Source organism: Vibrio casei (assembly GCF_002218025.2).
GTDB classification, from domain to species: domain Bacteria; phylum Pseudomonadota; class Gammaproteobacteria; order Enterobacterales; family Vibrionaceae; genus Vibrio; species Vibrio casei.
In genome coordinates this window covers 1,280,374-1,306,277 of sequence record NZ_AP018680.1, presented here as the reverse complement: position 1 = coordinate 1,306,277, position 25,904 = coordinate 1,280,374, and the positions used below count along the sequence as shown (strand labels likewise).

22 protein-coding genes and 4 tRNA genes are annotated in these 25,904 nt (G+C 39.2%); 8 read left to right on the top strand and 18 right to left on the bottom strand.

Annotated features, from left to right (window positions below):
* Nucleotides 1-49: 49 nt before the first annotated feature.
* The gene (nrdB, locus tag VCASEI_RS06300; protein WP_086958267.1) at nucleotides 50-1,183 is read left to right on the top strand and encodes a class Ia ribonucleoside-diphosphate reductase subunit beta; all 1,134 of its coding nucleotides are present in this window, start codon (nucleotides 50-52) and stop codon (nucleotides 1,181-1,183) included.
* Nucleotides 1,184-1,198: 15 nt separating this feature from the next.
* Nucleotides 1,199-1,480: a class I ribonucleotide reductase maintenance protein YfaE gene (gene yfaE / locus VCASEI_RS06295; protein ID WP_086958265.1), complete on the top strand. Its 282-nt coding sequence runs from the start codon at nucleotides 1,199-1,201 to the stop codon at nucleotides 1,478-1,480.
* 115 nt (nucleotides 1,481-1,595) lie between these two features.
* Here yfaE and VCASEI_RS06290 read toward each other — a convergent pair whose 3' ends face one another.
* The 3 genes from VCASEI_RS06290 to VCASEI_RS06280 all read right to left on the bottom strand — a co-directional run bounded on the left by VCASEI_RS06290 (nucleotide 1,596) and on the right by VCASEI_RS06280 (nucleotide 3,995).
* Nucleotides 1,596-2,351 carry a DUF481 domain-containing protein gene (locus VCASEI_RS06290; protein ID WP_086958263.1) on the bottom strand — a complete coding sequence of 252 codons (756 nt, stop codon included), beginning with the start codon at nucleotides 2,349-2,351 and terminating at the stop codon, nucleotides 1,596-1,598.
* Between the two features lie 158 nt (nucleotides 2,352-2,509).
* Nucleotides 2,510-2,791 carry a hypothetical protein gene (locus VCASEI_RS06285; RefSeq protein ID WP_086958261.1) on the bottom strand — a complete coding sequence of 94 codons (282 nt, stop codon included), beginning with the start codon at nucleotides 2,789-2,791 and terminating at the stop codon, nucleotides 2,510-2,512.
* Nucleotides 2,778-3,995, bottom strand: coding sequence for a CinA family nicotinamide mononucleotide deamidase-related protein (locus VCASEI_RS06280; protein ID WP_089110931.1), 1,218 nt, complete (start codon nucleotides 3,993-3,995; stop codon nucleotides 2,778-2,780). The genes VCASEI_RS06285 and VCASEI_RS06280 overlap by 14 nt, the downstream gene beginning before the upstream one ends.
* 170 nt (nucleotides 3,996-4,165) lie before the next feature.
* Here VCASEI_RS06280 and VCASEI_RS06275 point away from each other — a divergent pair, with 170 nt between their 5' ends.
* Together VCASEI_RS06275 and VCASEI_RS06270 are read left to right on the top strand one after the other, a co-directional pair.
* Nucleotides 4,166-5,071: a DUF3943 domain-containing protein gene (locus VCASEI_RS06275; protein ID WP_238321394.1), complete on the top strand. Its 906-nt coding sequence runs from the start codon at nucleotides 4,166-4,168 to the stop codon at nucleotides 5,069-5,071.
* 218 nt (nucleotides 5,072-5,289) lie between these two features.
* Entirely contained in the window at nucleotides 5,290-5,811 is a 522-nt protein-coding gene (locus VCASEI_RS06270) for an ACT domain-containing protein (protein ID WP_086958258.1), read from the top strand.
* A 1-nt stretch (nucleotide 5,812) separates the two neighbouring features.
* Here the strand turns inward: VCASEI_RS06270 and VCASEI_RS06265 are convergent, their stop codons facing one another.
* From VCASEI_RS06265 to uvrY, 12 genes are all read right to left on the bottom strand, one after another.
* Nucleotides 5,813-6,148, bottom strand: a complete 336-nt coding sequence (locus VCASEI_RS06265) for a hypothetical protein (protein WP_086958255.1) — start codon at nucleotides 6,146-6,148, stop codon at nucleotides 5,813-5,815.
* 112 nt (nucleotides 6,149-6,260) lie between these two features.
* Nucleotides 6,261-7,391: a carboxynorspermidine decarboxylase gene (gene nspC / locus VCASEI_RS06260; protein ID WP_086958254.1), complete on the bottom strand. Its 1,131-nt coding sequence runs from the start codon at nucleotides 7,389-7,391 to the stop codon at nucleotides 6,261-6,263.
* An 87-nt stretch (nucleotides 7,392-7,478) separates the two neighbouring features.
* Nucleotides 7,479-8,723, bottom strand: coding sequence for a carboxynorspermidine synthase (locus VCASEI_RS06255; protein ID WP_086958251.1), 1,245 nt, complete (start codon nucleotides 8,721-8,723; stop codon nucleotides 7,479-7,481).
* A 159-nt stretch (nucleotides 8,724-8,882) separates the two neighbouring features.
* Nucleotides 8,883-11,813: a pyridoxal phosphate-dependent class III aminotransferase gene (locus tag VCASEI_RS06250; protein WP_089110930.1), complete on the bottom strand. Its 2,931-nt coding sequence runs from the start codon at nucleotides 11,811-11,813 to the stop codon at nucleotides 8,883-8,885.
* 651 nt (nucleotides 11,814-12,464) lie between these two features.
* Nucleotides 12,465-14,279: an AMP-dependent synthetase/ligase gene (locus VCASEI_RS06245; RefSeq protein ID WP_089110929.1), complete on the bottom strand. Its 1,815-nt coding sequence runs from the start codon at nucleotides 14,277-14,279 to the stop codon at nucleotides 12,465-12,467.
* Between the two features lie 287 nt (nucleotides 14,280-14,566).
* Nucleotides 14,567-14,642, bottom strand: a tRNA-Gly gene (locus VCASEI_RS06240).
* Nucleotides 14,643-14,672: 30 nt separating this feature from the next.
* Nucleotides 14,673-14,759, bottom strand: a tRNA-Leu gene (locus tag VCASEI_RS06235).
* Nucleotides 14,760-14,852: 93 nt separating this feature from the next.
* Nucleotides 14,853-14,928: transfer RNA gene (locus VCASEI_RS06230), tRNA-Gly, on the bottom strand.
* A 21-nt stretch (nucleotides 14,929-14,949) separates the two neighbouring features.
* Nucleotides 14,950-15,023 (bottom strand) — tRNA-Cys (locus VCASEI_RS06225).
* A 452-nt stretch (nucleotides 15,024-15,475) separates the two neighbouring features.
* Complete coding sequence (pgsA, locus tag VCASEI_RS06215; protein WP_086958243.1) at nucleotides 15,476-16,033, bottom strand: CDP-diacylglycerol--glycerol-3-phosphate 3-phosphatidyltransferase; 558 nt, start codon at nucleotides 16,031-16,033, stop codon at nucleotides 15,476-15,478.
* Nucleotides 16,034-16,078: 45 nt separating this feature from the next.
* Nucleotides 16,079-17,926 (bottom strand): excinuclease ABC subunit UvrC, encoded by a 1,848-nt coding sequence (gene uvrC, locus VCASEI_RS06210; RefSeq protein WP_089110947.1) that lies wholly within the window; start codon nucleotides 17,924-17,926, stop codon nucleotides 16,079-16,081.
* 14 nt (nucleotides 17,927-17,940) lie between these two features.
* Nucleotides 17,941-18,585 carry a UvrY/SirA/GacA family response regulator transcription factor gene (gene uvrY / locus VCASEI_RS06205; protein WP_089110928.1) on the bottom strand — a complete coding sequence of 215 codons (645 nt, stop codon included), beginning with the start codon at nucleotides 18,583-18,585 and terminating at the stop codon, nucleotides 17,941-17,943.
* Between the two features lie 397 nt (nucleotides 18,586-18,982).
* On the opposite strand from uvrY, the gene VCASEI_RS06200 reads away from it, so the two are divergent.
* The 3 genes from VCASEI_RS06200 to VCASEI_RS06190 all read left to right on the top strand — a co-directional run bounded on the left by VCASEI_RS06200 (nucleotide 18,983) and on the right by VCASEI_RS06190 (nucleotide 22,498).
* Nucleotides 18,983-21,373, top strand: a complete 2,391-nt coding sequence (locus tag VCASEI_RS06200) for a DNA polymerase II (protein ID WP_089110927.1) — start codon at nucleotides 18,983-18,985, stop codon at nucleotides 21,371-21,373.
* Nucleotides 21,374-21,513: 140 nt separating this feature from the next.
* Nucleotides 21,514-22,083 carry an elongation factor P-like protein EfpL gene (gene efpL / locus VCASEI_RS06195; RefSeq protein ID WP_086958238.1) on the top strand — a complete coding sequence of 190 codons (570 nt, stop codon included), beginning with the start codon at nucleotides 21,514-21,516 and terminating at the stop codon, nucleotides 22,081-22,083.
* Between the two features lie 94 nt (nucleotides 22,084-22,177).
* Nucleotides 22,178-22,498: an HI1450 family dsDNA-mimic protein gene (locus VCASEI_RS06190; RefSeq protein WP_086958236.1), complete on the top strand. Its 321-nt coding sequence runs from the start codon at nucleotides 22,178-22,180 to the stop codon at nucleotides 22,496-22,498.
* 89 nt (nucleotides 22,499-22,587) lie between these two features.
* Here the strand turns inward: VCASEI_RS06190 and rluB are convergent, their stop codons facing one another.
* The 3 genes from rluB to rnm all read right to left on the bottom strand — a co-directional run bounded on the left by rluB (nucleotide 22,588) and on the right by rnm (nucleotide 25,419).
* On the bottom strand, nucleotides 22,588-23,598 hold the full coding sequence (rluB, locus tag VCASEI_RS06185) for a 23S rRNA pseudouridine(2605) synthase RluB (protein WP_086958234.1): 1,011 nt from the start codon (nucleotides 23,596-23,598) through the stop codon (nucleotides 22,588-22,590).
* A gap of 214 nt (nucleotides 23,599-23,812) precedes the next feature.
* A complete protein-coding gene (locus VCASEI_RS06180) occupies nucleotides 23,813-24,433 on the bottom strand; it encodes an L-threonylcarbamoyladenylate synthase (protein WP_086958232.1) in 621 nt (206 codons plus the stop codon).
* Between the two features lie 101 nt (nucleotides 24,434-24,534).
* The gene (rnm, locus tag VCASEI_RS06175) at nucleotides 24,535-25,419 is read right to left on the bottom strand and encodes an RNase RNM (RefSeq protein WP_086958230.1); all 885 of its coding nucleotides are present in this window, start codon (nucleotides 25,417-25,419) and stop codon (nucleotides 24,535-24,537) included.
* A 183-nt stretch (nucleotides 25,420-25,602) separates the two neighbouring features.
* On the opposite strand from rnm, the gene VCASEI_RS19420 reads away from it, so the two are divergent.
* The gene (locus VCASEI_RS19420; RefSeq protein WP_162621031.1) at nucleotides 25,603-25,770 is read left to right on the top strand and encodes a hypothetical protein; all 168 of its coding nucleotides are present in this window, start codon (nucleotides 25,603-25,605) and stop codon (nucleotides 25,768-25,770) included.
* The last annotated feature ends 134 nt before the right edge of the window (nucleotides 25,771-25,904 follow it).

The window sequence follows — 25,904 nt, the reverse complement described above, 5'->3', positions numbered from 1 at the left end:
ATAAGTGACGCATGAGTGGTGAGGATCGCCGTTCATTTAAGAGGTTAACATGGCTTACAGTATCTTTAATCAGAATAAAAACGATCAACTAAAAGAACCTATGTTTTTAGGTCAGTCCGTCAATGTTGCTCGTTACGACCAACAAAAATTCGAGATCTTCGAAAAATTAATCGAAAAGCAACTTTCATTTTTTTGGCGTCCAGAAGAAGTGGACGTATCAAGTGACCGAATTGATTACAACAAGCTACCTGAGCATGAAAAGCATATTTTCATCAGTAATTTAAAATATCAGACATTACTTGATTCGATTCAAGGTCGTAGCCCGAACGTAGCCCTTCTTCCGTTAGTTTCTTTACCTGAATTGGAAACGTGGATTGAAACATGGTCTTTCTCTGAAACTATCCATTCTCGTTCTTATACTCATATCATTCGTAATATTGTCAATAATCCAAGTGTTGTATTTGACGATATTGTTGAAAATGAGCACATTGTTAAGCGTGCAAAAGATATTGCACATTATTATGATGAGCTGATCCGTCTAACAAACGATTACCACCGCTACGGTGAAGGCTCACATATACTCAATGGTGAAACGGTTACTGTTAATCTACATGAACTAAAAAAACAGTTGTACTTATGCTTGATGTCAGTCAATGCGTTAGAAGCCATTCGTTTTTACGTCAGCTTTGCTTGTTCATTTGCTTTTGCAGAGCGTGAATTAATGGAAGGTAACGCAAAAATTATTAAACTAATCGCTCGTGATGAAGCTCTCCATCTTACTGGTACGCAGCACATGCTTAACATTTTGCGTAATGGGCAAGATGATTTTGCTTTTGTTCAAATCGCTGAGGAATGCAAACAAGAATGCTTCGATCTCTTTAAACAAGCAGCTGAACAAGAAAAAGAATGGGCAGAATACCTATTTAAAGACGGCTCAATGATTGGCTTAAACAAAGATATTCTTTGTCAGTATGTTGAGTACATCACCAATATTCGTATGCAAGCGGTTGGACTTGGCATGGCATACCCTGCTGCAACCAGCAATCCAATTCCTTGGATTAATGCATGGCTATCTTCAGATAACGTTCAAGTTGCCCCACAAGAAGCTGAAATCAGTTCATACTTAGTTGGTCAAATTGACAACGAGATTGACTCTGATGACTTTGGTGATTTTGAGCTTTAACGGGCTTTATAAAATATGAAAAAAGTGCAAATCAATCACATAACACAACTCACTACTAGCGCTTCTAACACTTTGTTAGAAGCAATGGAGCAAGCAGGTCTAGAGCCCGAATTTCAATGTCGAGATGGTCATTGTGGTGCCTGTAAATGCGAATTGTTATCCGGCGAAGTGGAATATGTAGGTTTTGCACTTGCATCTATGCACCCGAAAGAAATTTTACCTTGTATATGCAAAGCTAAATCGGATGTGATATTAAATAATGTGCGCTATCAACAACCCGTCAAAAAACACGCGTAGATAATCTTTAGATATCACATTAAGAAAAAGCGCCAAATCCTACAAGATTTGGCGCTTTTTACATAGTGAATAACTTTGGCAGCTATCGCGTATTAAGACTTTATTATTCCTACCATTAAAAATCGTAGCTAATGCTCACAGTGGTATAGACTTCATCATTACTTTTATTTGAAGCTACATCCGTATTATAGATATATTGAGCATCCAAAACTAAAGCTACATCCCCTACTAATTTATTACTTAAATTCGCACCAAAAGTATACGTTGTATTTGATTCACCGTAATCGACATCCGCATCTCCGCCCACTGAGAGGCTATCTGTCAATTGTGTTTTACCATTAATGAAAGCATTAGCAATCACATCTTCGCTAACTTTATTTGGTGCATCAACATCATTCGGCTGTCTTTTATTGTAACGATAACCTGGACCGCCACCAATATTCAGTTGCGTTGTCTTCGTTTTAATCAGTGCTTTTTCTATACCAGCTGTCACTGAATACACTTCTCGATAAGTTTCAAACTGATCATGAACATATTCATTATCAATAAATGCATTGTAGCTTTCAGCTATTTGATAAGACAACTTATACCCTAATGAGTACTTATTTGTTCCATCATCTTCAGAGTCAGACGATTTCGTATAATAAGTACTGGCTTTAAAATCATTCGTCCACTTAGCTTTTTCATATTTTAGCCATGCTCCAGAATTCAATGATGTTGAACTAGTCGATGCATTAGAATAAATAAAACCAAGTTTCGCCCCACCACTAAATTCACCGCTATCATTAGGTGTGATAGTATCATCAGCAGCGTAAACAGAAGAAGTAACAAGCAAAATGGGTAACGCTGGAATCAATGTTGATAATTTCATAACAATCTCACTTTAAATTATCAACGAACATTATGAAAAACTCCCACCCCATTTGTCATGTCAATGTCATGAAAGACACCAAAATAGAACAAGTGAGCAAATACTCAACATGAAAAGCTTAGTATTTATAAGGTGTTATACATCATAATATATACGCACTATAAAGGTATGACACCATCTAGCTCCACAACGCTCATCGAATCCGAACGTTCAATGATCTTTAAAAGAACCGATTGAATCACTTCGTCTTCTCTAATCTCATTTTCACACTTGAATCTTTGTACTTGAAGCTCTTCATTTTCATCTTGTAAATAACTAATAGTGACTTCTGTCGCCATATTTTTATCGCGCCCAAAATAGGTGATCGTCACCAAAGGATAACCTTTGAAGCCATTTTTTACTTTTTTTGCAATGCGCTTTTTAGCTTTATCTACATTCATCAGTTTTCTCAATAGTGGATAATGTTTCAAAATGTCCAAATTCGATACTAGGCGATTCGCCATTCATATGTCGCCTTAGCATATCCAATAAAACGGTGGCAATTAATACTTGCTGAGCTTTAATCGGATAGTCACGCTTAAACATAATATTTTGTGCGTAGTTTCCAAGTTGACTGCTTAATGCTAAACCAATACTGCCATCTTCTAGTTTAAAGTTCGCTAAACAGGCATGAGACTGAGTCTCTAAGCGGTACTCGTTATTCAATAAAATAGCATCGCTTAACTCAGCCAACGGTTCAGCTTGATTATCCACAACACTCTGTACAAATGACTGCTGAGACCTTTCGGATTGATACATCTGTCGAGCGACTTCACCACCGGTTACTTGCTCAAGTATCGATAGCTGCCATTGTTTATTCGTTAACCCTTCACCAATAACATCGATCAATGGTTGATTAATACCTAAAACATAATTTTTTAATCGTTCTGTGATGGCTGTTAAAACCATCTCAATATTTGAATCCGAGTGTGGGCTAAATACTTTCACTTCTATAAATGGCATGTATGAACGGTAACCTAAGCTGAATGCTTCAGGAATATCAAGAGAAGACAAAGCATCTGCAATACCAGACTCCCCGAGCCCAAAAGTATAAATTTTATTGCACACTAAGCGTTTCACGTTTGGAAAACATAATTTTAATTTCGGTAGAATTTCATCTCTTACCATCTTTTTAAATTCAAATGGTACGCCTGGGGTAAACATAACCATGGCGCCATTTAATTCAATGCTAAAACCACAAGCCGTGCCTACAGGATTATCAATAACGCTTGCACCTTCAGGTAGCATTGCTTGCTTAATATTGCTGTCAGCCATTGGTCTGTTAATTCGAGAAAAGTATTCCGTAATGGTATCTAACCAATGTTGACTCAACTTCAACTCAACTCCAGCTGCTTGAGCTGCTGCTAACGCACTTAAATCATCACTCGTAGGGCCTAGACCACCATTAACAATAACCACATCATTACGTTCACTTAATGAAATGATTTCATCTCTCAATTCGTCTAATTGATCACCAATGGTGCTTCGATAATTTAATGCAAAACCGTGCTCAAAAAACACTTCAGACAGCCAAGAAGCATTGGTATCCACAATGTCACCGTGTAATACCTCCTCGCCTGTACTCAACATTGATATCTTGACCATAAATTAACCTCCCTACGTATCGTATTGATAAACTAAATACCTTACCCTTATTAATATAAGAATGTCATAGAACATCGATTTTTTTTTAAGTACTAGTTTATAATAAGTAATTCATTTAAAAACGAATAAAAACGCCTAACTATCTACCTCGAAAGATAAGGAAACCTTGTGTGAATAAATCTGCCTTATTAACATTAATGGCGAGTATTCCTACCGTTGCATTAGCAACACCTTCTTCCTACGATTCTGTCTTTCAATATGATCAACTAACTTATCAAGTGAGTTGCGCAACTAATATTGCAAACGAAACTTACTGTCAGCCACCAAAACCAAATAAAGAATTCTCACTTAATCTTAATGCAAACCCGCTATTCGATAACAACAGCATACCACGCTATTTACAGACTTCCGATGAAAGAGATTGGGAATACCTATTAGATCAAACCTACACTATTTTAGGTTTGAGCGTTGCAACGGTTGGTTTAATGACATTACTACCAGAAAGCGTGACGAAATGGGACAGTGAGCAACGTTCCTTAAGTGGCTTAGGCAATAAGTGGAAAGAAAACGTATCCGAAGGCCCCGTTTGGGATGAAGATGCTCATTACTTAAATTACGTTATGCATCCCTATTTTGGCGGGGTTTATTATACCGTAGCCCGTCATTCTGGTTTTAATGAATTCGATTCTTTTCTTTACTCATTCACTATGTCGACTTTTTTCTGGGAGTATGGCGTCGAAGCCTTTGCAGAAGTGCCGTCTTGGCAGGATTTATTCATCACTCCTTTTTTCGGGGCAATGGTTGGGGAAGGCATGTATAAAATGGAACATTACTTAATCACGGAAATGGACAGTGAAATTTTTGGTTCCACTACATTAGGCGTGATTAGCTTATTCTTTCTAAATCCTGTTGGTCATATTCACCATTGGGTTACCGACTCATGGGGAGCAGATGCAGAGGCTAGTTTCAATACAACACCTTGGTTTGGCAATAAAAACGCAGCCAATTTTGCATTAAGCTCCGGTGCACCATTAGACTCTCAATTTGTGTCACTCAATTTGTCTTTACACTTTTAATTATTTCAATAAAAGTCGTTTTAATACTATTGCTACAAACTAAATATATGAAAAAAATTGAGGCTATCATGATGCTTTTTTGAAGTTGCTATATACACTAATAAAGAAACACACTAAATAAAAAATCCAGAAAGATATAAAATCACCTTAGAAGATTCTACGGAATGTTTAGATAACTGAATAATGTGGGCTGTCTTCTTATTTTCGAGGATATACTTATGACTGACACGACTGTTTTTATTGTCAACTTTTCAGGTGAGGCACAACCTTCTGTTTTGAAACAATTGGCACTGGCCAGTCATCAAAGCGGAGCTCGTTGGTTAGTCAGTAAAATAAACTATCTTGATAAGCAAGTTGCCGGCCTTATCAAAATTGAATGCCCTTCAAACCAAGTCGACAGCATTCAGAGAGCATTCTCATCAGAACCTAACCTAAATGCGCACTTTGCTATTGCTACATCAATACAGCATCCTGAAGACGATATCTATGATTTACGCTTTGATTCTAACGAGCATTCAGGCATCCTGAGTGAAATTACTCACACTCTTGAAAAAGAGCGAGCTCAAATATTAAGCATACATAGTCATCGAGTCTTTTTAGCAGGGAAGTCTGGCATTCAAGAAGGAATGTTCACCTCTCGCCTCAGTATTCAGCTCCCATCGGATACCAATATTCAAGATATTATTTCAGAATTACAAGCTATCAGTGTTGGCACTAGAGTGATCAACGAAACCGATTAAATTAATTCCCTAAAGCTGAGAGATCAAAAATAACATCGCCACTTTCTGACAACTTTAAAGTAACCTTATTCTTTTCAGTGCCAGCAATATCAGTATTTGTACAACCACTAAAAACGAACCAATCATATTGATAGACTAGTGAATAGCGATTATCAGTAAGATAGTTCACTTCTAAGATCTCAATCCCCTTTTCATTTAACGCTCGATGATCAATGTGATCCATATTAGGAATTAAGCTATATTCAAATTCAGATTGATGTTCAATTAAAAATTTTTTCAATGTTTTCGCTTGATTTTCACCATGTCCGTCTTGCCTATTTTCTTTGAGATACCGCATTCCATATTCCTTTGTTTATATTATTTGTGGTTCACAAGCTTAATAGACACAAAAAAGCGGCTAAAACTTTCATTCTAACCGCTTATTATTCAATTATTTTACTACTGATTGACTAATGTACCGACCATTGTGACAAAGATCGCTTGAAATCATCATAGCCAAATTCGTTCAGCTTTTGAATATCGTCATTAGAGCGTTTGTAATACACGCTTGGCATTTTTAACCCATTAAACCAATTTAACTTCACCATGGTATAACCTGCACTATCAATAATATGCAAACGTTGTCCAATTTCTAAAGGCTTATCAAATTTCGCCACGCAAAATTGATCCCCGGCAAGGCAAGAACACGAACCGATCACATACTCAAACTCACCATTTTCTGTGGCTTCACCAATGGTGGCAGGTTCATTGTATATCAAAGTATCAAGGCGATGCGCTTCAGTGGCAGAGTCCACAATCGCTGTTTTCATGCCGTTTTCAACCACATCAACCACCGTCACCACTAGATCAGCGGTTTTGGTAATGATGGCTTCGCCCGGCTCTAAATAGAGTTGAACACCATGTTTCTCACTAAACTGCTTTAAGGCTTGTGCGAGTTTTTCAACCTCATAACCCGGCCAAGTAAAAAACACCCCACCGCCTAAACTTACCCAATCTAGCTTATCGAGATAAGTGCCGAAACGTTGTGAAATACTGTCTAGTAAAGAGATAAAGTCGTCGGCAGATTTATTCTCACAGTTCATGTGAAACATCACACCATCAAGAGAATCAAATAGTTCCGCATTTAATTGATCTTCTTGAACCCCTAAACGTGAGAATTGACGAGCGGGATCCGCTAAGTCTTGCCCTGCACGGCTCACACCGGGATTTAAACGCACGCCAATTGATGCCTTACCTTCCACTAAATGACGATGGGCATCAAGTTGACTTAATGAATTGAAAATCATCTTATCACACATACCGACGACTGATTTTACATCGTCTTCGCTGTAACCCACACTATAAGCGTGTGTTTCTTTACCAAAGGTTTCGTAACCAAGCTTAACTTCATAAGGGCCGCTACTCGTTGTGCCATCTAAATAAGGCTTAATAACGTCAAATACGCCCCAAGTCGAGAAACATTTAAGGGCGAGTACCAGCTTTACACCGCTTAATTCTTTGAGTTTTTTAGCAATTTCAAGATTATGGATCAGCTTATCTTCATCAATCATGAAATAAGGGGTTGGGAGATTGTTTTGCATAGAAAGTTCTCAATCAATAAGGAGTGATAAACAAACAGCCATGAGATAGTCACATGGCTGTTTTTTCAATAGATAATTCGGTAACGTTTATTTTAAGATATTAATCTTAGGCTGACCCGGCTCTAGTTCTTGAACATGCCAATCAAGACCTATTTTTGGCATCGTCTCTAAGAACATATCAGGATCAAGTTGTTCCATGTTAAACACGCCCGCTTGATTCCAACTACCATTAAAGTATTGTAATGCTGCAGTAATAGCAGGAACTCCCGTGGTATAAGCAATCGCTTGGTGCTCAACATCTTGGTAAGCCACTTCGTGATCCGCATTATTATAAATAAATACACTACGAGCTTTGCCATCTTTTGTGCCTTGCACCCAAGTACCAATACAGGTTTTCCCCGTATAGCCCGGAGCTAAAGAGGTTGGATCAGGCAATAACGCTTTTAATACTTTTAATGGTTCAACCACAGTACCATCTTGCAAGGTAACAGGATCTGGGCTTAGCAAGCCTATATCTTTCATGCAGTTGAAGTAGTTTAAATAAGTATCCCCAAAACCCATCCAGAATTCGATGCGCTTAGCTGGAATGAACTCCTGCATTGAACGAACTTCATCATGCGCCATTGAGTACACTTTAAACTCACCACAATTCGGAAAATCAAATTCAAGCATACGAGTGTGACAAGCCACTTGTTTCCACTCACCATTTTCCCAATAAAAAGAATCCCCTTGGATTTCTAACATATTAGTTTCTGGGTCAAAGTTGGTCGCAAACTTCTTACCGTGATCGCCAGCATTCACATCCATTACATCAATGGTGTCAATTTCATCAAATAAGTGTTTCACCGCGTAAGCGGCAAAGACACTCACCACACCAGGATCAAAACCTGCGCCTAAAATGCCGGTAATACCCGCTTGTGCAAATTTTTCACGAAATGCCCATTGTGGATCGTATGCTTCTGGCACTTGTTGGCCTTCACTGCATAAATCGACCGCAACGGATGTATCAAGGTAAGACACTTTTGTTTGGTAACACGCCTCCATAATGGTGACGTTAACCCAAGGAGGACCAGCATTAATAACCAAGTCAGGTTTTACTTCATTAATTAATGCGACTAAAGAGGCAACATCGTCAGCATCTACAAATCGAGCTTCTAATTTTTTAGAGGAATCTTTTAAGTTGTTCTTTCCCTTAATTGACTCAATAATTTTCTCGCACTTGCCTATCGTACGAGAGGCTAAAGTAATATCACCAAGAACATCATTATTTTGAGCCGCTTTATGAGCAACAACCCAACCAACACCACCAGCACCAATTTGTAAAATAGACATTTTTTATGCACCTTCCTTCTTAATGTTTAGACTTCACTATTGCAAACCTAAATAGTGAAAATATGTATTTTATTGGATATCAATCCTGAATAATCCAAAGTTAATATTTAAATAAAAATTTACGCCCTACCATCATTCAATAGTAAGGCGTAATAATAACTAACGTAATGAACCTTCGCTGGTTAACACTTGCGCTAATTCATTTATCTCATTGAGCAGTTTTTCAAAATCAGACAATTTGAGACATGGATTCAAAATCGTAAACTTCAATGCTGCTTTACCATCCACCGTAGTTTCACCTAATACGGCAATACCACGAATTAACGCTTCAATGCGGATCTTACGGTTAAGAGCATCTTGCGCTTCTACAGTCAAATTTGCATTACTGTAACGCATCAATACGGTAGATAATGCTGGTGGCGCCAGTAGTTCAAATGCGGCATTGTTTGCCACTAATTGAGCGACCTGTTGAGTCTGTTCAATTAAATGATCGTACATGTCACCAAGCGCTTGTGTACCCACACTTTGCATGGTCATAAATACTTTGAGTGCATCAAAACGACGTGTGGTTGCCATTGATTTGTCGACTAAGTTTGGCAGTTCATCGGTTTCACGGTTTAGGTAATCCGCGTGATGCAATAAGTATTTAAAGTTCGCTTTGTCTTTTAGCAATACTGCGCCACAGCTAATTGGTTGATAAAACAGCTTATGGAAATCAACACTGATTGATTGAGCACGCTCAATACCCGCTAAGCGGTTTTTATGACTACTTAGAATTAACGCGCCACCGTAAGCACCATCAACGTGGAACCAAATATCATGAGCCAATGCTAAATCAGCTAAAGTATTTAAATCATCAATCGCACCATGATCGGTCGTACCGGCAGTACCTACCATTGCAAATGGAATTAAACCTTCTGCTTTTAATTGGTTTAAGACTTCCGCCATCGCATCTGTGTTAATCGTGCCATCATTATGAGTATCAACACAGACAACAGCAGCTTCACCTAGCCCCATTAAAGACGCGGTTTTTTGGACGGTAAAGTGTGATTTTTTAGAACATACAATGCGCAATTTGTCGGCGTACTCAGGCAAGCCTAACTTTTGAATTGAATGTTGGCTTAATTTATCGGCAATCCAGTCACGAGCAAGTAACAACCCCATTTGGTTACTTTGCGTTCCAACACTGGTGAACACGCCATCGGCTTTATCGCCTAATTCATATTTCGCACATAACCAATCCGATACTCTCTGCTCAACATAAGTCGCCGCAGAGGCTTGATCCCATGAATCCATTGATTGATTCAAAGAAGCAATCATCGCTTCTGCCGCAATCGCAGGGACTAATGGCGGCGTGTGCAAATGCGCAATGCAATTTGGGTGCTGAACAAAAATAGAGTTCTTCGCCACCAAGTTGGTGGTGCTGTTGATCACCTGCTGTAAATCACTGTTGCTTGAATCTAAATTCACTGCTTCAATTTGCGCTTTGAGCAATTGTGGATCTATACCTGAATAAGGCTTATCCACGGCTTCAAATACCGCTTTCATAGCTTGAGTGGTTTGATTCATAGCTTGCTCAAAGCTATCCGCACCTTTAGCACCTGTTTGAATAAAGTACTGTTGCCAATCTTGATGCTCACATTTTTCGTCTAACTGTTGAGGACTTTCAGGATCAATACCACCACCGGCCGCAATAATCGCCGCTTTCAATGTTTTTAATGCAAAATCAATTTGTTCAAAACTAATGATGATCGGTGGCAAGAAACGTAATACCGAACCATCACGCCCACCCTTTTCAATCATCAAACCACGTTCGAGTGATGCACGTTGAATTTTTAACGTTAATTCAGAAGCAGGAATACGTTCGCCAAATTTGTTTAGCTCACCGTTTGGGGTAACCACTTCAGCCCCTAACATTAATCCTTTACCACGAACTTCCGCGATACAGCCAACTTCACGTTGGATTTTTTCTAACCCTTCACGTAGGTATTGACCTGCGGCTTTAGCGTGTTCGACTAAATTATCACGTTGGATGATTTCAAGCGCCTTCGCACCAGATACCATCGCCAATTGGTTCCCACGGAAAGTACCGGTATGCTCACCAGGCTTCCAAGTATCAATGTCTTTATTAAACACAAGAATCGACATGGGTAATCCCCCGCCAATCGCCTTGGACAAACACAGAATATCAGGTGAAATACCCGATTCTTCAAAAGCAAAATTATGTCCAGTTTTACCGACACCGCATTGAATTTCATCAAAAATCAGTAAAATGCCATGCTCTTGAGTAATACGGCGCAACTCACGTAGCCAGAAAGCTGGTGCAGGAATAACACCACCCTCGCCTTGAACCGGTTCAACAATGATAGCCGCTGGCTTTTGAATGCCACTTTCATCATCATTTAGCATACGTTCAATGTAACGAATACTTTGCTTCGCGCCTGCATCTCCACCAATACCAAATGGGCAGCGTAGGCTATATGGAAAAGGCATAAAATGAACATCGGACATTAAACCAGTACGACGCGCTTTCGTGCCAAGGTTCCCCATCATGCCCATCGTGCCGTTAGTCATGCCATGATAAGCACCACGAAATGCCACCATGGTATTGCGACCTGTAGTTTGCTTTGCCAGTTTTATTGCCGCTTCTACTGCATCTGCGCCAGAAGGACCGCAGAATTGAATCACTGAATTTTTAGCGAAATCCTGAGGTAAAAAAGCTTTAACTTGCTTTATGAAGCGGTCTTTTGCTGGCGTAGTAATATCCAATGTTTGATACGGCAAACCCGAATCAAGCTGCTCTTTCAAGGCTTGATTAATTTCAGGATGGTTATAGCCAAGAACCAAAGTCCCGGCGCCCGCTAAACAATCTAAAAATAACTGGCCACGGGTATCTTCAACTAAAGCGCCATAAGCACGTTTAATTGCAATCGGTAAGCGACGTGGATAAGAACGAACCGCAGATTCATGCTGTTCTTGATCAAGTAAAACTTGGTCAAGTTCAAGCCCGTACACACCATCAACATAAGGGATATTGGTGGTGAATGGTGTGTGAGCATTGTTAAGCTCAAAATCAAAAGCAGTGGTCATTAAGGAAACCCTTCAAAACGGTATAGACAACAAATATGGGCTGAACGCCAGCCAACCTACTCCGATAAACTCTTTCACAAGATATAAATTGGAGAAACTAAACACAGCCTTTGTTACTTAAGCTATAAACTTAAGCATAATTAAAGGCATGAAATGCAAGAGCAATTCAGTAAGTTAAAGGTTGGAATTCAAGGTTCGGTTATATTTGAAGTACGACGATTTAACGGAGCACCACTATAACAAGTAAGGCTCGTAATATTGGTCCACTCCATCGCACGTAAAAAAGTCACGATTGAGCGGTTAAGATGTGTAAAGCTGATTTTTAAAATCTGGGTTAATGTATTCAATGTTGGGCTTCCTATAACAATGCGTAAATTGTGTCGCATCGGTTCCCGTCTACTGATAACGCGATGTTAGCAGTACCTACTCATACGTAATGGCACAATCAGCCTGAATGTCCTTACGCGTATCCCCCTAAGGTAAAACTTTGAGCCTTGAGATTGGAGCGGAAAATACCACGAAAATTATTTAAAACGCAATAAATTTTAAAGGGGTAAATAAAATTAATTATTTACCCCTTTACGATATATTTGTAATCAACTGTTTATATTAGACTTATTTTGATAAATAGCGTCTAATATTTCTACCGAATCAAGCCATTTTTTTTGTGTACATCGCTTGTATTTCTTTTGCATAAGTTTCGTAGATTTTTTTCCGACGTAATTTAAGCGTTGGTGTAATTAGCCCTTCTTCTATTGAAAATGCGGTAGGCAACAACGTAAATTTTTTAATTTTTTCAAATCCAGCTAATTCTTGTTGTAAATCTTTTAATCGCTGCTCAAAATGCTCAACAACATGACTATGACGAAGTAATTCTAGGGGTGATTCATATCGAATACCTTTTTCTTTTGCCCAAGAATCTAGTGCTTCAAAAGCCGGTACAATCAATGCTGTTACATAGTTTCTCGCATCGGCGACAATAGCAACTTGCTCGATAAAGGGGCAACAAGCTACTTTGCCTTCCACACGTTGTGGAGCAATATATTTACCGTTCGAAGTTTTCATCAATTCTTTAATACGATCGGTAATATATAAATTGCCATTATCGTCAAACTCGCCCGCATCGCCTGTTTTTAGCCACCCTTTACTAAAACTTGCGGCAGTGTCTGCTGGTCGATTGTAATAACCTCGCATAACGGTATCCCCACGGATAAGAATTTCATTATCAAGTCCCAGTTTTACCTCCATACCAGACAGAGGCTGACCATTCGATCCAGTCACCCGGTTAGTTATGGTATTACACGTTACCGTAGCGGTAGTTTCTGTCATGCCATATCCACATAACACGGGTATATCTATTGCATGAAAAAAACTAGCCACATTGGCTTCTAATGCTGCTCCGCCACATGGCATAAATTTTAATTGGCCACCTAGTGCATTCTGCAATTTTCTAAAAACAAGTTTATCCGCTACTCGATATTGCAATACCAACCATAAAGAGTTTTTTCTTCGGTCTTGAGATACTTCAAATTTCTGAGTACCCACATTGATTGCCCAAGAGAAAATAGTTTGTTTGAGCTTACTTCCTTTTGATGCTTGCTCTTGAATAGCACTGTAAACCTTTTCTAAAAACCGAGGGACAACACACAACGTACTTGGCTTGCATGCACTGATCGCTTGCTTAATTCGATTAGTATCTTGTAAATACACATTCTTTCCGCCGCGACTTAACACATAAAATGTCCAACTACGTTCAAACACATGACTCAAAGGTAAAAATGCTAAGGATATATCTTGGTCAGTAAAATCTAAGATTTTATCATGCTGGGAAATCGTTGAAGCGAAATTACGATAATCTAGCATGACACCTTTAGGATCTCCTGTCGTACCAGAGGTATAAATAAGCGTCACTAAATCATCTAAATTTGTATTCAATAAACGTTGTTCAAATTCCGCCATCACCGATGTATCAATAGCTAAGCCATCACCTAGAAGCGTATCTAAGTGAAAATGCTGTTCTTCCACTTTTAACTCAACAGCTCTATCAAAGACAACAATAGTTTTAATCTCAGGTACAAGATTTTGTAAATCACATGCCATTTTATATTGCTGTGCATCATCCACAAATAAAATCTTCACACTGGAATTTTCAAGAATAAATTTTGCCTGTTCTAAAGTCGTAGTTGGGTAAAGGGGAACAACAATTAAACGTGCTTTTAACGCAGCAAGATCAGCACAAGTCCACTGCGGGCAGTTTTGAGATAAAATTGCGCACTTACCTTGCACCTCAAGGCCGATTTGAATAAGAAACCTTGATAATTTATTGGTTTTTTCTTCGAGTTGCTTCCATGAAACCGTATTCCATGGTGATTGCATGTCAAAGCCTTCTAAAGCAACCATTTCTGGCTTCTTCTCGCTTTGCTGTTGTAATAATCTAATGATATGGAAAGAATCAAGGGAAGACATTATGTTTTATCCATTTGAGCGTACAGATGTTACGTTTTGAGCGGATATTACCCTAAACGTAAAGAATAACGAAACACTTGTAAGCTAAATGAACGAGTAAATTGCAACTATTTGTGTTAAATCAATAAATTAAAATTTAGGTTTCCTAAATAGCACAAAGTATACAACGCTATTACCTTTATACATTTAGACCTTACGTCACTTTTCATAAAGGTAATAAGTTGAGACTGACTTCTTCAAACCATAAAAAGTAAAAAGCCCTAACATTTCTGTTAGGGCTTTCAATTTGGAGCGACACACGAGGCTCGAACTCGTGACCTCAACCTTGGCAAGGTTGCGCTCTACCAGCTGAGCTAGTGTCGCGTTGCTGCACTAAATACAGACTTTAATAGATGGTGCCCCGGGCCGGACTTGAACCGGCACAGCGCGAACGCCGAGGGATTTTAAATCCCTTGTGTCTACCAATTCCACCACCAGGGCACGCAATTCTTTATTGCGATGCACCTAACCGAAAAGTTAGAACACCATCTAATACTGAATTATTCTTTTTCGAAAATTCAATATTACAAATTTTGGAGCGACACACGAGGCTCGAACTCGTGACCTCAACCTTGGCAAGGTTGCGCTCTACCAGCTGAGCTAGTGTCGCAAGTGTATTTACAAGATAATTTGGAGGCGCCTCCCGGAGTCGAACCGAGGTCCACGGATTTGCAATCCGCTGCATAGCCACTCTGCCAAGGCGCCTTACCTTGAAGAAAAAATTAATACTGCCGTAGATATTGCATTAAGTTCCTCTTGAGTACGGGATGGCATTTTACGGATTCAGCATGGTACGTCAACATTATTTTTTAATTTTTAATTTGTTTGGATGCTTTATAGACAAAAATCGTTATATTGGTCAATTTTCTAACAAAAATAACCAATTGAAAGGTGGAAAGCGCCCAATAACGATGCGTTCTAATCCATTAGAAAATGAATTTAGGCAAACTAAATCACTCTTTAAAACGCCGATGTAAACAAGATAAACGATAAAAACACACTGTTGATATAAAAATCACTCAGCCCTAGACATTTACAACACTGATCAAGTAATTAATACGATTGGTATTAGTCATTCATAAACCCAAAAAACTCAACCTTATTAAAACAAAAAAGCCTTACAAAAATGCAAGGCTCTCATCACTCAAACTAGATAATTATTCATCTTGTCCAGCCAGCAAATCACCCTTTGCCGCTTTTAAATACTGATACATTGACCAGTAAGTCAGAGCTGTCGCTATATATAAAGCGGCGTATCCCATCCATACCATCCAATCATCGTAACGCCAGATCAATACCCATAGTGCAAACATTTGCGAAAGTGTTTTCCATTTTCCAATCCAAGAAACAGCGACACTTGCACGTTTCCCAATTTCAGCCATCCACTCACGTAATGCGGAAATAATAATCTCTCGTGCAATCATAGTTGCTGCCGGAATCGTTATCCAAAGTGAATGATAATGCTCTGTGATCAAAATTAAAGCGACAGCCACCATTACTTTATCTGCAACTGGATCCAAAAAAGCACCAAACCGAGTTGTCTGACCAAGCTTACGAGCGAGGACACCATCAAGCCAATCGGTGAAACCTGCTACCCAAAAAACCATTGCGGCAGCAAAAGGAGCCCAAGCATAAGGCAAATAGAAAATAACAACGAAAACGGGGATTAGCGCGAGTCGAAGTAAAGTTAACATATTAGGTATTGTAAATCGCATAATTACGTCTCTTGGAGAGTGCGGCTTAATGTTGCGTTAAAACGGCTAGGGTTTCAATGCTTCATGAATGATTTCTGCCAAAGATTTACTGATACTAGGTACTTTGGCTATTTCTTCTACAGTTGCTCGTTTCAGTTCTTGAATCCCGCCCATATATTTCAATAATGCTTGACGACGCTTTGGCCCAACACCTTCAATCCCTTCCAAAGAGCTCGTACGACGTGTTTTACCCCGTTTTGCTCGATGTCCCGCAATGGCGTGGTTATGACTCTCATCACGTATATGTTGAATCAAATGTAATGCAGGAGCATCACTAGGAAGATTAAATTCCTCACCCGTCACTTTAATCAGTGTTTCCAAACCTGGCTTACGTATGACGCCTTTCGCGATACCAATTAACTCGGGTTGCTTGGGCCACGCTTGCCAATATTTTTGAATTATCTCATAAGCCCTGTTGAGCTGTCCTTTACCTCCGTCAATAAATATGACATCAGGGATTTTTTCAGCACACTGCTCATCAGTATATTGTTGTTTAGAATAACGTCTATCAAGTACTTGCCCCATGGCCGCATAATCATCACCTCCAGTAATCCCCTCAATATTGTAGCGGCGATATTCTTGTTTTATTGGTCCTTCACGGTTAAAAACAACGCAAGATGCTATAGTACTTTCTCCCATCGTATGACTAATATCAAAGCATTCCATTCGTTCAATACGAGGCATACCAAGTTCAAGCTCCAACTCTTTAACTCTTTGGTTTACTGTCATTTTATGACTAATTTTCGCCGTAAGAGCACTACGAGCATTGGTATTCGCAAGTTTTAAATATCGTCCACGCATACCTCTTGGACTAACATGAAAAATCACTTTTCTACCCGCCATTTGGACTAAAGCTTCTTGCAAGGGGGTTTCGTCTTCAAATAAATCAGCATTATAAGTAATTCGAGACGGTATACTGGATGCTTCATTATGGCTTAAATAATACTGGTTTAAGAAGCTCGAGAATACTTCATGATCATCGGTATTATTGGGTATTTTAGGAAAATGACTACGACTGCCTAACACCTTCCCTTGACGTATCATCAATAAGTGAATGCACGCCAATCCATTTTCTTTTGCAAAACCAATAACATCCATATCTTCTGCACTGTCATCGGATACCGATTGTTGCTCTTGAACGCGGCGAATAGCTTGTATTTGGTCACGATACTTTGCCGCCTTTTCAAACTGAAGCGCTTTACTGGCCGTTTCCATTTTAACAATTAATGCATTAAGTACTTGAACATCTTTACCTTGCAGAAAGAGCCGCACATAATTTATGTTTTCTTCATATTCTTCATCACTCACTAATCCTTTTACACAAGGCCCTGAGCAACGTTCGATTTGATACATAAGACAAGGTCGAGTTCGGTTAGAGTATACACTGTCTTCACATTGTCTTACTGGAATGATTTTCTGTAATAAATGAAGTGTTTCTCGTACCGCGCCTGCTTCTGGGTATGGGCCAAAATACTCTCCTTTACGTTTCTTAGCACCACGGTGATAGGCCAAACGCGGATGTTTATGTTTAGTGATAAGTATGTAAGGGTAAGATTTATCATCACGCAGTAAAACATTGTATTTAGGGAGGTACTGCTTAATGTAATTATGTTCAAGGATTAATGCTTCTGTCTCTGTATGAGTAACCGTAACATCAATTTTAGAAATATGACTAACGAGCGCTTTCGTTTTTTCGTTATCTACATTTTTACGAAAATAGCTAGAAAGGCGTTTATTCAGGTTTTTAGCTTTACCAACATAAATAATATCAGCCTCGGCGTTATACATACGATAAACACCGGGCTGTTCTGACACTGTTGATAAAAATGCAGCAGAATCAAAGGCTGTCGTTATAGAACGAGAAGACACTATAATGTCTCTGTACTGATCATACCGTAGCGAATCGCAAGATGCGTAAGTTCAACATCACCATTTATATCCAATTTACTGAATAAACGGTAACGATAACTGTTCACTGTTTTAGGGCTTAAATTTAGCTGTTCGGAAATATCCGTTACTTTTTGCCCCTTAGTAATCATCAACATAATTTGTAATTCACGTTCAGATAACTCCTTAAATGGGTTATCTGATGTTGCAGAAAACTGGCTTAATGCCATTTGTTGTGCAATCTCTGGTGAGATATATCGCTGACCACTGTGGACCATACGGATAGCATTAACCATTTCATCAGGCGCAGCACCTTTAGTTAAATAACCAGAAGCTCCTGCTTGCATCACTTTAGTTGGGAAAGGATTTTCAGTATGAATAGTTAATACTATGATTTTGATGTCTGGATTGAATCTTAATATTTTTTTGGTTGCTTCCAAGCCACCAATTCCAGGCATATTCATATCCATTAAAATAACATCCGCGTGATTACCACGGCACCATTTTACAGAATTTTCACCACTGTCAGCTTCCCCTACTACTTTCATTCCACGGACGTCTTCAATAATACGTCGAATCCCTGTGCGAACCAGTTCGTGATCATCTACAAGGAAAACATTTATCACACTTGTATCTCCACACTTGAATTATCGCTAAATCAACATAACTTGCTGATCGCTTTATTCTATCTTAATAAAACGATAAAAATGACTGTTAATAGTAATAATTGTGAAACTCTCACTATTGTTACCCACCTTGTATACCGAATCTACCTAATAACTAGGTTCATCATTTACATCTAAAAAAACCAATTCTTTGTTAATAATTAATGCCTTAACAGCATTATTGATGGTTTCGATAATAATGCAAGACTTGAATTGCTCTAACTGATCACTTTTTTGTATTTAATTTCCTTCCTTGCACAAATTCAGTGTAAATCATTCGTTCATTGACTTCTTTGTTTATTTGAAAGCTATTTTGTTATCATAAACCCAGATCTGATTAAGTGGACGACTGAATTTCATGAACCTCCAAACTGGTTTCGTACTAACTCGACAAGCTCGTGATTTGTCTCCTTATTCACCCCAACAAACAACTCAAATAGAAATATGGGTAAAAACAGACACAGGTCCCGTACAACTACTTGTTGATGGTGAGCGTCCTGTTTTCTTTATTTCTCATGATGATCACCAACATGCAATAGACATATTAAAACGGAATCAGCTGTCTGTTGAGCTAAAGCCTGTTGATTTAGCCAACTTTGAACAGCAACCCATGATCGCTTGTTACGCGAGTGGGATAAAAGTCTTACAGCAAGCAAAAATAGCCTTTAATCAAAGTGCGATCACAACCTATGAAGACGATATTCGCCTTGCCGACCGATACTTAATGGAAAGGTTTATCCGTGGTGGTGTTCAATTCTATGGAAACACCACCTCTTATCCTCAATATCAAAAAATTACTCATGTGAAGTGCAAAACGGCTGACTACAAACCCACTCTACATATTGTTTCTCTGGATATTGAATGTTCAGAGAAAGGGGTTCTTTATTCTGTGGGTTTAGATTCTGAACTTGATCGGCGGGTGATTATGATCGGCCCAAATCCAAATGCCAATATCACTCCCTCGCTACACATTCAGTGGGTAGACAATGAACTCGCATTACTTAAAGCGCTGATGCATTGGTTTCAGCAGTTTGATCCAGACATCATTATTGGTTGGAATGTGATCGATTTTGACTTTCGGTTGCTGGCTAAGCGCGCAGAATGGCATAAATTACCCTTTAAAATTGGCCGCGGTGGTCAAAATTTATTTTTTAGGCAGTCAAACACGACGCAACAAGGCTTTGTTTCTATTCCCGGACGCGTGGTATTAGATGGTATTGATACTTTAAAAACCGCCACTTATCACTTTCCTTCATGGGCATTAGAATCGGTATCACAAGAGTTACTCGGTGAAGGTAAAATCATACATGATCCCTTTAACCGCATGGATGAAATCAATCGTCAATTTCGCGAAGACAAACTTGCCCTCGCCACGTATAACTTACAAGACTGCCGTTTGGTCACACAAATTTTCAAGAAAACACACTTATTGGAATTTGCGATTGAACGTTCACGCTTAACTGGTGTTGAATTAGATAGAGTTGGCGGCTCGGTTGCCGCTTTTACTAACCTTTATCTCCCCCAACTTCATCGAGCAGGTTATGTTGCCCCCAATCTCCATTCAGAAAATTGGTTCGCCAGCCCCGGTGGCTATGTGATGGATTCTAATCCTGGTCTTTATCACTCGGTATTAGTACTGGATTTTAAATCTCTGTACCCTTCCATTATCCGCACTTTTCTTATTGATCCTATGGGATTAGTGGAAGGATTAAAGCTAGACGTAGGGGCAGCAGAAAACCAATCGGTTGAAGGGTTTCGTGGAGGGCAATTTCATCGCTCTAAGCACTTTTTACCTAAAATGATTGAAGAGTTATGGGCCGCTCGTGATAGTGCAAAAAAGAATAACGAAGCGGCGTTTTCTCAAGCAATTAAAATCATCATGAATTCATTTTATGGGGTACTTGGCTCTTCCGGGTGCCGTTTCTTTGATACCCGTTTAGCCTCTTCTATCACTATGCGTGGGCATGAAATTATGAAGCAGACCCGAATACTGATAGAAGATAAAGGTTACCAAGTGATTTATGGCGATACCGATTCATTGTTTGTATCCTTGATCACGCCTCATTCACCGAATGAAGCCGATAAGATTGGCCAACAACTGATCAAGGAAATGAATCTTTGGTGGCAAGAACACATTAAAGACACCTACGGTTTAACTTCAACCTTAGAGCTTGAATACGAAACCCATTATCAACGCTTTTTGATGCCCACCATTCGCGGCTCTGAAACAGGATCCAAAAAGCGCTATTGCGGGTTAATCAATACCAATGGAATTGAAAAAATGGTGTTTAAAGGGCTAGAAAGTGCTCGTACAGACTGGACACCACTCTCTCATCATTTTCAACATGATTTGTATGCCATGATTTTTCACGATAAAGATCCTCAGTCTTATATACAACAATATGTTGAAGACACGTTATCAGGTAAATATGACCATGATTTGGTGTATCAAAAACGACTCCGTCGCAAATTAAATGAATACCAGAAGAACATTCCTCCTCAAGTAAGAGCGGCGAAATTAGCAGATGAGAAAAATGCACGTTTAGGCCGTCCATTGCAATATCAGAACAAAGGCCGAATTGAATACCTATTTACTCTCAATGGGCCAGAACCTAAAGATTACTTAGAAAGCCAAATAGACTACCAACATTACATCGATAAACAAATTAAGCCCGTAGCCGATGCTATTTTGCCGTTTATTGGACTCGATTTTGAATCGATCATCGCACCGCAAATCGGTTTGTTTTAAGCGATCATTTATTTCATCGTTTTCTTTGAGTATTGGACTAATTATTTTGGTATTCAGGAAAGATCGTGATATTTTCTCGCTGATAACAGTAAACAAAAAATAGAGCCTCTGTGCTCCTTGATTAATATTCAGGAAAGATCATGCCAAAAGCTAGTGATATTAAAAAAAATGCCGTTGTTGAACTCAATGGCCGTGTTTTCTCCGTACGTGAAATAAGTAAATTAACACCAAGTGGTCGCGCTGGTGCAAGCCTTTATCGTATGCGTATGTATGATGTTGCAACAGGAGCCAAATCGGATGAAAGCTTCAAAGCCGATGAAATTCTTACACTTGCTGATTTTAGTCGCCACAGCGTAATGTTCTCTTACATTGATGGTAATGAATATGTGTTCATGGATAATGAAGATTACACACCTTATCATTTCAATAAAGAAACCATTGCAGATGAAATTTTATTCTTCAATGAAGACACTCAAGGTTTAAGCGTTGTGATTGTGAATGGTGCGCCAGTTGCTATTGAACTACCATCAAGCGTTGAACTAAACATTGTAGAAACATCACCGTCAATTAAAGGTGCTTCTGCAAGCGCTCGTACCAAACCGGCAACATTGTCGACTGGCCTTGTTGTACAAGTTCCTGAATATATTGCTGGTGGTGAAAAAATTAAAGTTAACGTTGTAGAGCGTAAGTTCATGAGCCGTGCTGACTAAACGTCTATTGGCTGAACGAAACAATTCAAAACTAAACTAATGAAGTAAACTCTAAATAAACAAAAATACATCCGATAAAGTACATAAGGTAATAATGACTGATTTAATTTCTTACGATGACGTAATCGAAGTGGGCTATGACATTTTTTTGGAAATGGCTCCTGATAATCTAGAAGCGGTTGACGTGATTTTATTCACGGCTCAATTTGAAGACCGAGGAGCGGCAGAAGTCGTTGAAACAGGTGATGATTGGGTAGAACACGTTGGATTTGATGTCGATAAAGACGTTTATGCAGAAGTGAAAATTGGCCTAGTCAATGAAGCCGATGATACTTTAGATGATGTGTTTGCTCGTATGTTGATTAGCCGAGACCCTGATAACAAGTTTTGTCACATTTTGTGGAAGCGTGATTAATCTTTATCAAATCATCGCTTAAAAAAATGCCTCATCTATGATGAGGCATTTTTATTAAAAACTCTTTTTTTTCAAATAAGCGATCATAATTACTGACGTGTTCTTGTTTTACCAGCGGTTGAAGAAGGTTTACGACGATTCGCCGGTTTTCCTTGGCGTCCACCAACCGATTCACCATTATTCACTTTATTTGTCGTTGTGCCTTTCGTCGCCACATTACCACGAGTTGCACTGCGCCCACGGCCTTTAGGCGTAGAACTGCGTTCTTCATGACGTTTTACTGCACGACGGATTTTTTGACCACGCGAACGATCACGCTTGCGAGAATGCATATCGGGATCAATCAAGGTTTCGCTTTCTGGCTTTAACTCAACCATTTCACGTAGGTAATTTACTTCTTTTAATTCAAGCTCAACCCAGCCACCTCGTGGTAAGCCTTTTTCAAGGAAGATGTCACCATAACGAACACGTTTTAAACGGCTAACCGTCACACCTTGTGATTCCCATAAACGACGAACTTCACGGTTACGTCCTTCGGTGATCATCACATAGAAAGTATGATTCATACCTTCGCCGCCCGCATAAACGACATCTTCAAAACGCGCCATGCCATCTTCTAGCTCAACGCCTTTTGTGACATTACGAACCATATCTTCGGTTACTTCACCAAAAACACGCACCAAGTACTCACGTTCAACTTGACGGCTTGGGTGCATTAAACGGTTCGCTAATTCACCATCAGTCGTAAATAGTAGTAAGCCACCAGTGTTGGCGTCTAAACGGCCAACAGACACCCAACGTGAACCTTTAATTTTTGGTAAGCGATCAAAAACGGTGCGGCGTCCCTCAGGGTCATGACGTGTACATAACTCCCCTTCAGGTTTATTATATGCCAACACACGGCAAATCACTTCCTCAGAATCTTTTACTGATACTTTGTGACCGTCAATTCGAACGATGGCATTATCATCTTCTAATCGATCGCCAAGCTTGGCCACTTGTCCATTAACGCTCACGCGGCCAGTTTGAATCATCGTCTCTAATTCACGACGAGAACCATTGCCCGCACGGGCTAAAATCTTCTGTAACTTTTCGCTCATTTATTTACCTATTATTCGTCGACTTCACAGCCGTCTTCATTGTTAAATACTCATATAAAACAATAAATTAAAATTATTTACGTTTCTTCATCTTAAATACAATCAAGAAAGTCAACAAAGTATACACTAGTTCCCTAAATAGCTGAATGATTAAAACAACAAAGCCCCACAACCAAATGCAGGGCTTCTCTCGTTTTTGAATCATCACGAACACTTACTCAAATGGTGTCGGATCGCCTACACCGCGACGAACTACCACCATTTCATCCTCACTAAAATCAATCACCGTAGTAGGTTGCTCCCCTAAAAATCCACCATTCATGATTAAATCAACCGAGTGCTCAAGCTTATCTCGTATGTCTTCAGGATCGGATTCAGCGTAATCATTTCCAGGTAAAATTAATGTCGTCGACATTAAGGGTTCACCTAAGGCTTCTAACAAATCAAGCGCAATTTTGTTATCAGGAACACGAATACCAATGGTTTTTCTCTTAGCATTCATCAAACGTCTCGGGACTTCTTTTGTACCTTTGAAAATAAAAGTATAAGCACCCGGCGTATTATTTTTAAGTAAACGGAAAGCGGTATTATCAATACGTGCATACAAAGAAAGTTCCGATAAATCGCGGCACAATAATGTAAAATTATGCTTATCATCAATTTTACGAATACGACAAATACGTTCTAATGCATTTTTATTTTCAAGCTGGCAACCTAATGCATACCCTGAATCTGTTGGGTAAACAATCACCCCACCATTACGAATAATGGCAACAGCTTGATTAATCAAACGAGCTTGAGGATTTTCTGGATGTAAATAAAAGAACTGGCTCATTTATACTCCTAATTGAGAGAATAACCAAAACAGCGAAAATATGAGTCGGCTGTTTTAACATTGATTAGCTTTAACATTGATTAGCTTTAACATTAACTAGCTTATTGCGTATCGACATGAGAGACGTTACCGCCATTGATTTGCAAATGCGCGATCTGTTGCCAGTCTTTCCATACTGGTTCAACACCAGCAGGTAACCATAAATTACGACCCAGCTCCATCCACGGAGATGGGTAATGAAAATCTGAACCTTGGGAGGCTAATAATTTGTACTCTATCGCGTAGTCGGCCAAGTTTCTTCGTTCTTGAGGGGCTTGCTGAGGCTGTGCCACTTCCATTGCATCCCCACCTGCCTCAACGAATGCAGCAATTAAACGCTTCAACCACTTAGCTGTCAATTGATAACGACCTGGGTGTGCCAAAACTGCCATACCTCCAGCAGCATGTATGGCACTAATTGCCTCTTCCATCGAGCACCATGCTGGTGGAACATATCCCGGATTATTACGAGTAAGGAATTTCTTAAAAACCAACTGAAAGGTTTTAGCATACCCATTATCGACAAGCCATTTGGCAAAATGTGCACGCGTAATCGATGCCTCACCGGCAATCGCTTTCACTTCGTCTAATACACCAGGCCTTGTATGTTTCTCTAGTCGTTCAGCCATTAATTCAGAACGAACGATACGACGTTGCTTTTGATCTGCGATTAAAGAAGCCAATTGCGTATTTTCAATATCAATATTTAAGCCAACAATATGAATATCTTTATTCTGCCATACCGTTGAAACCTCAATACCACTAATAAGATGCAAAGGTAGATTATTGGTCTGGATGTATTGTAATGCTCTAGGAATCGCATCAACACAATCATGATCCGTGATTGCCAAAACATCGAGATTAAATTCCACGGCTCGCTGTAATAATTGTTCCGCAGTAAAACGCCCATCAGAACAAGTGGTATGGCTGTGTAAATCTATTCTCATAAATATTCATTACCTAACGAAAACCTTACGCATTTGAAATCGTCACTTTAGGCGACAACTTCAATTACTTTCGGTATAAAAAACAATTAAAAAATCAAACAAAAAACTTGACTTTACACTCCCGTACTAGTTAACTAGTTCAAAGAAAATTTGAAGCCAACATAAATGTGTAAGGAGTATTAAATGTCAGAATCCCTGTCCATGTTACAAGATAATAACATTATTCCTAATGACACTGTACCGCATTCTACTTCTTCAATTGGAGGAGTGTATGGTGTTATAGCGATTATCACGACTTCAAAACTCAATTGTTGGCGTACTTGTCTATATACCTTAAATCCAATGGGCTAAACATTATCGCTGACCTATCCATCAGTAAAATTAAAAATACTAGCCCGCCTTAAATGCGGGCTTTTTAATGCAACATTGTTAGTCATAAATAGCTATTGAACATTATTCAAACAATTAAAATGCTTTTACCTTTG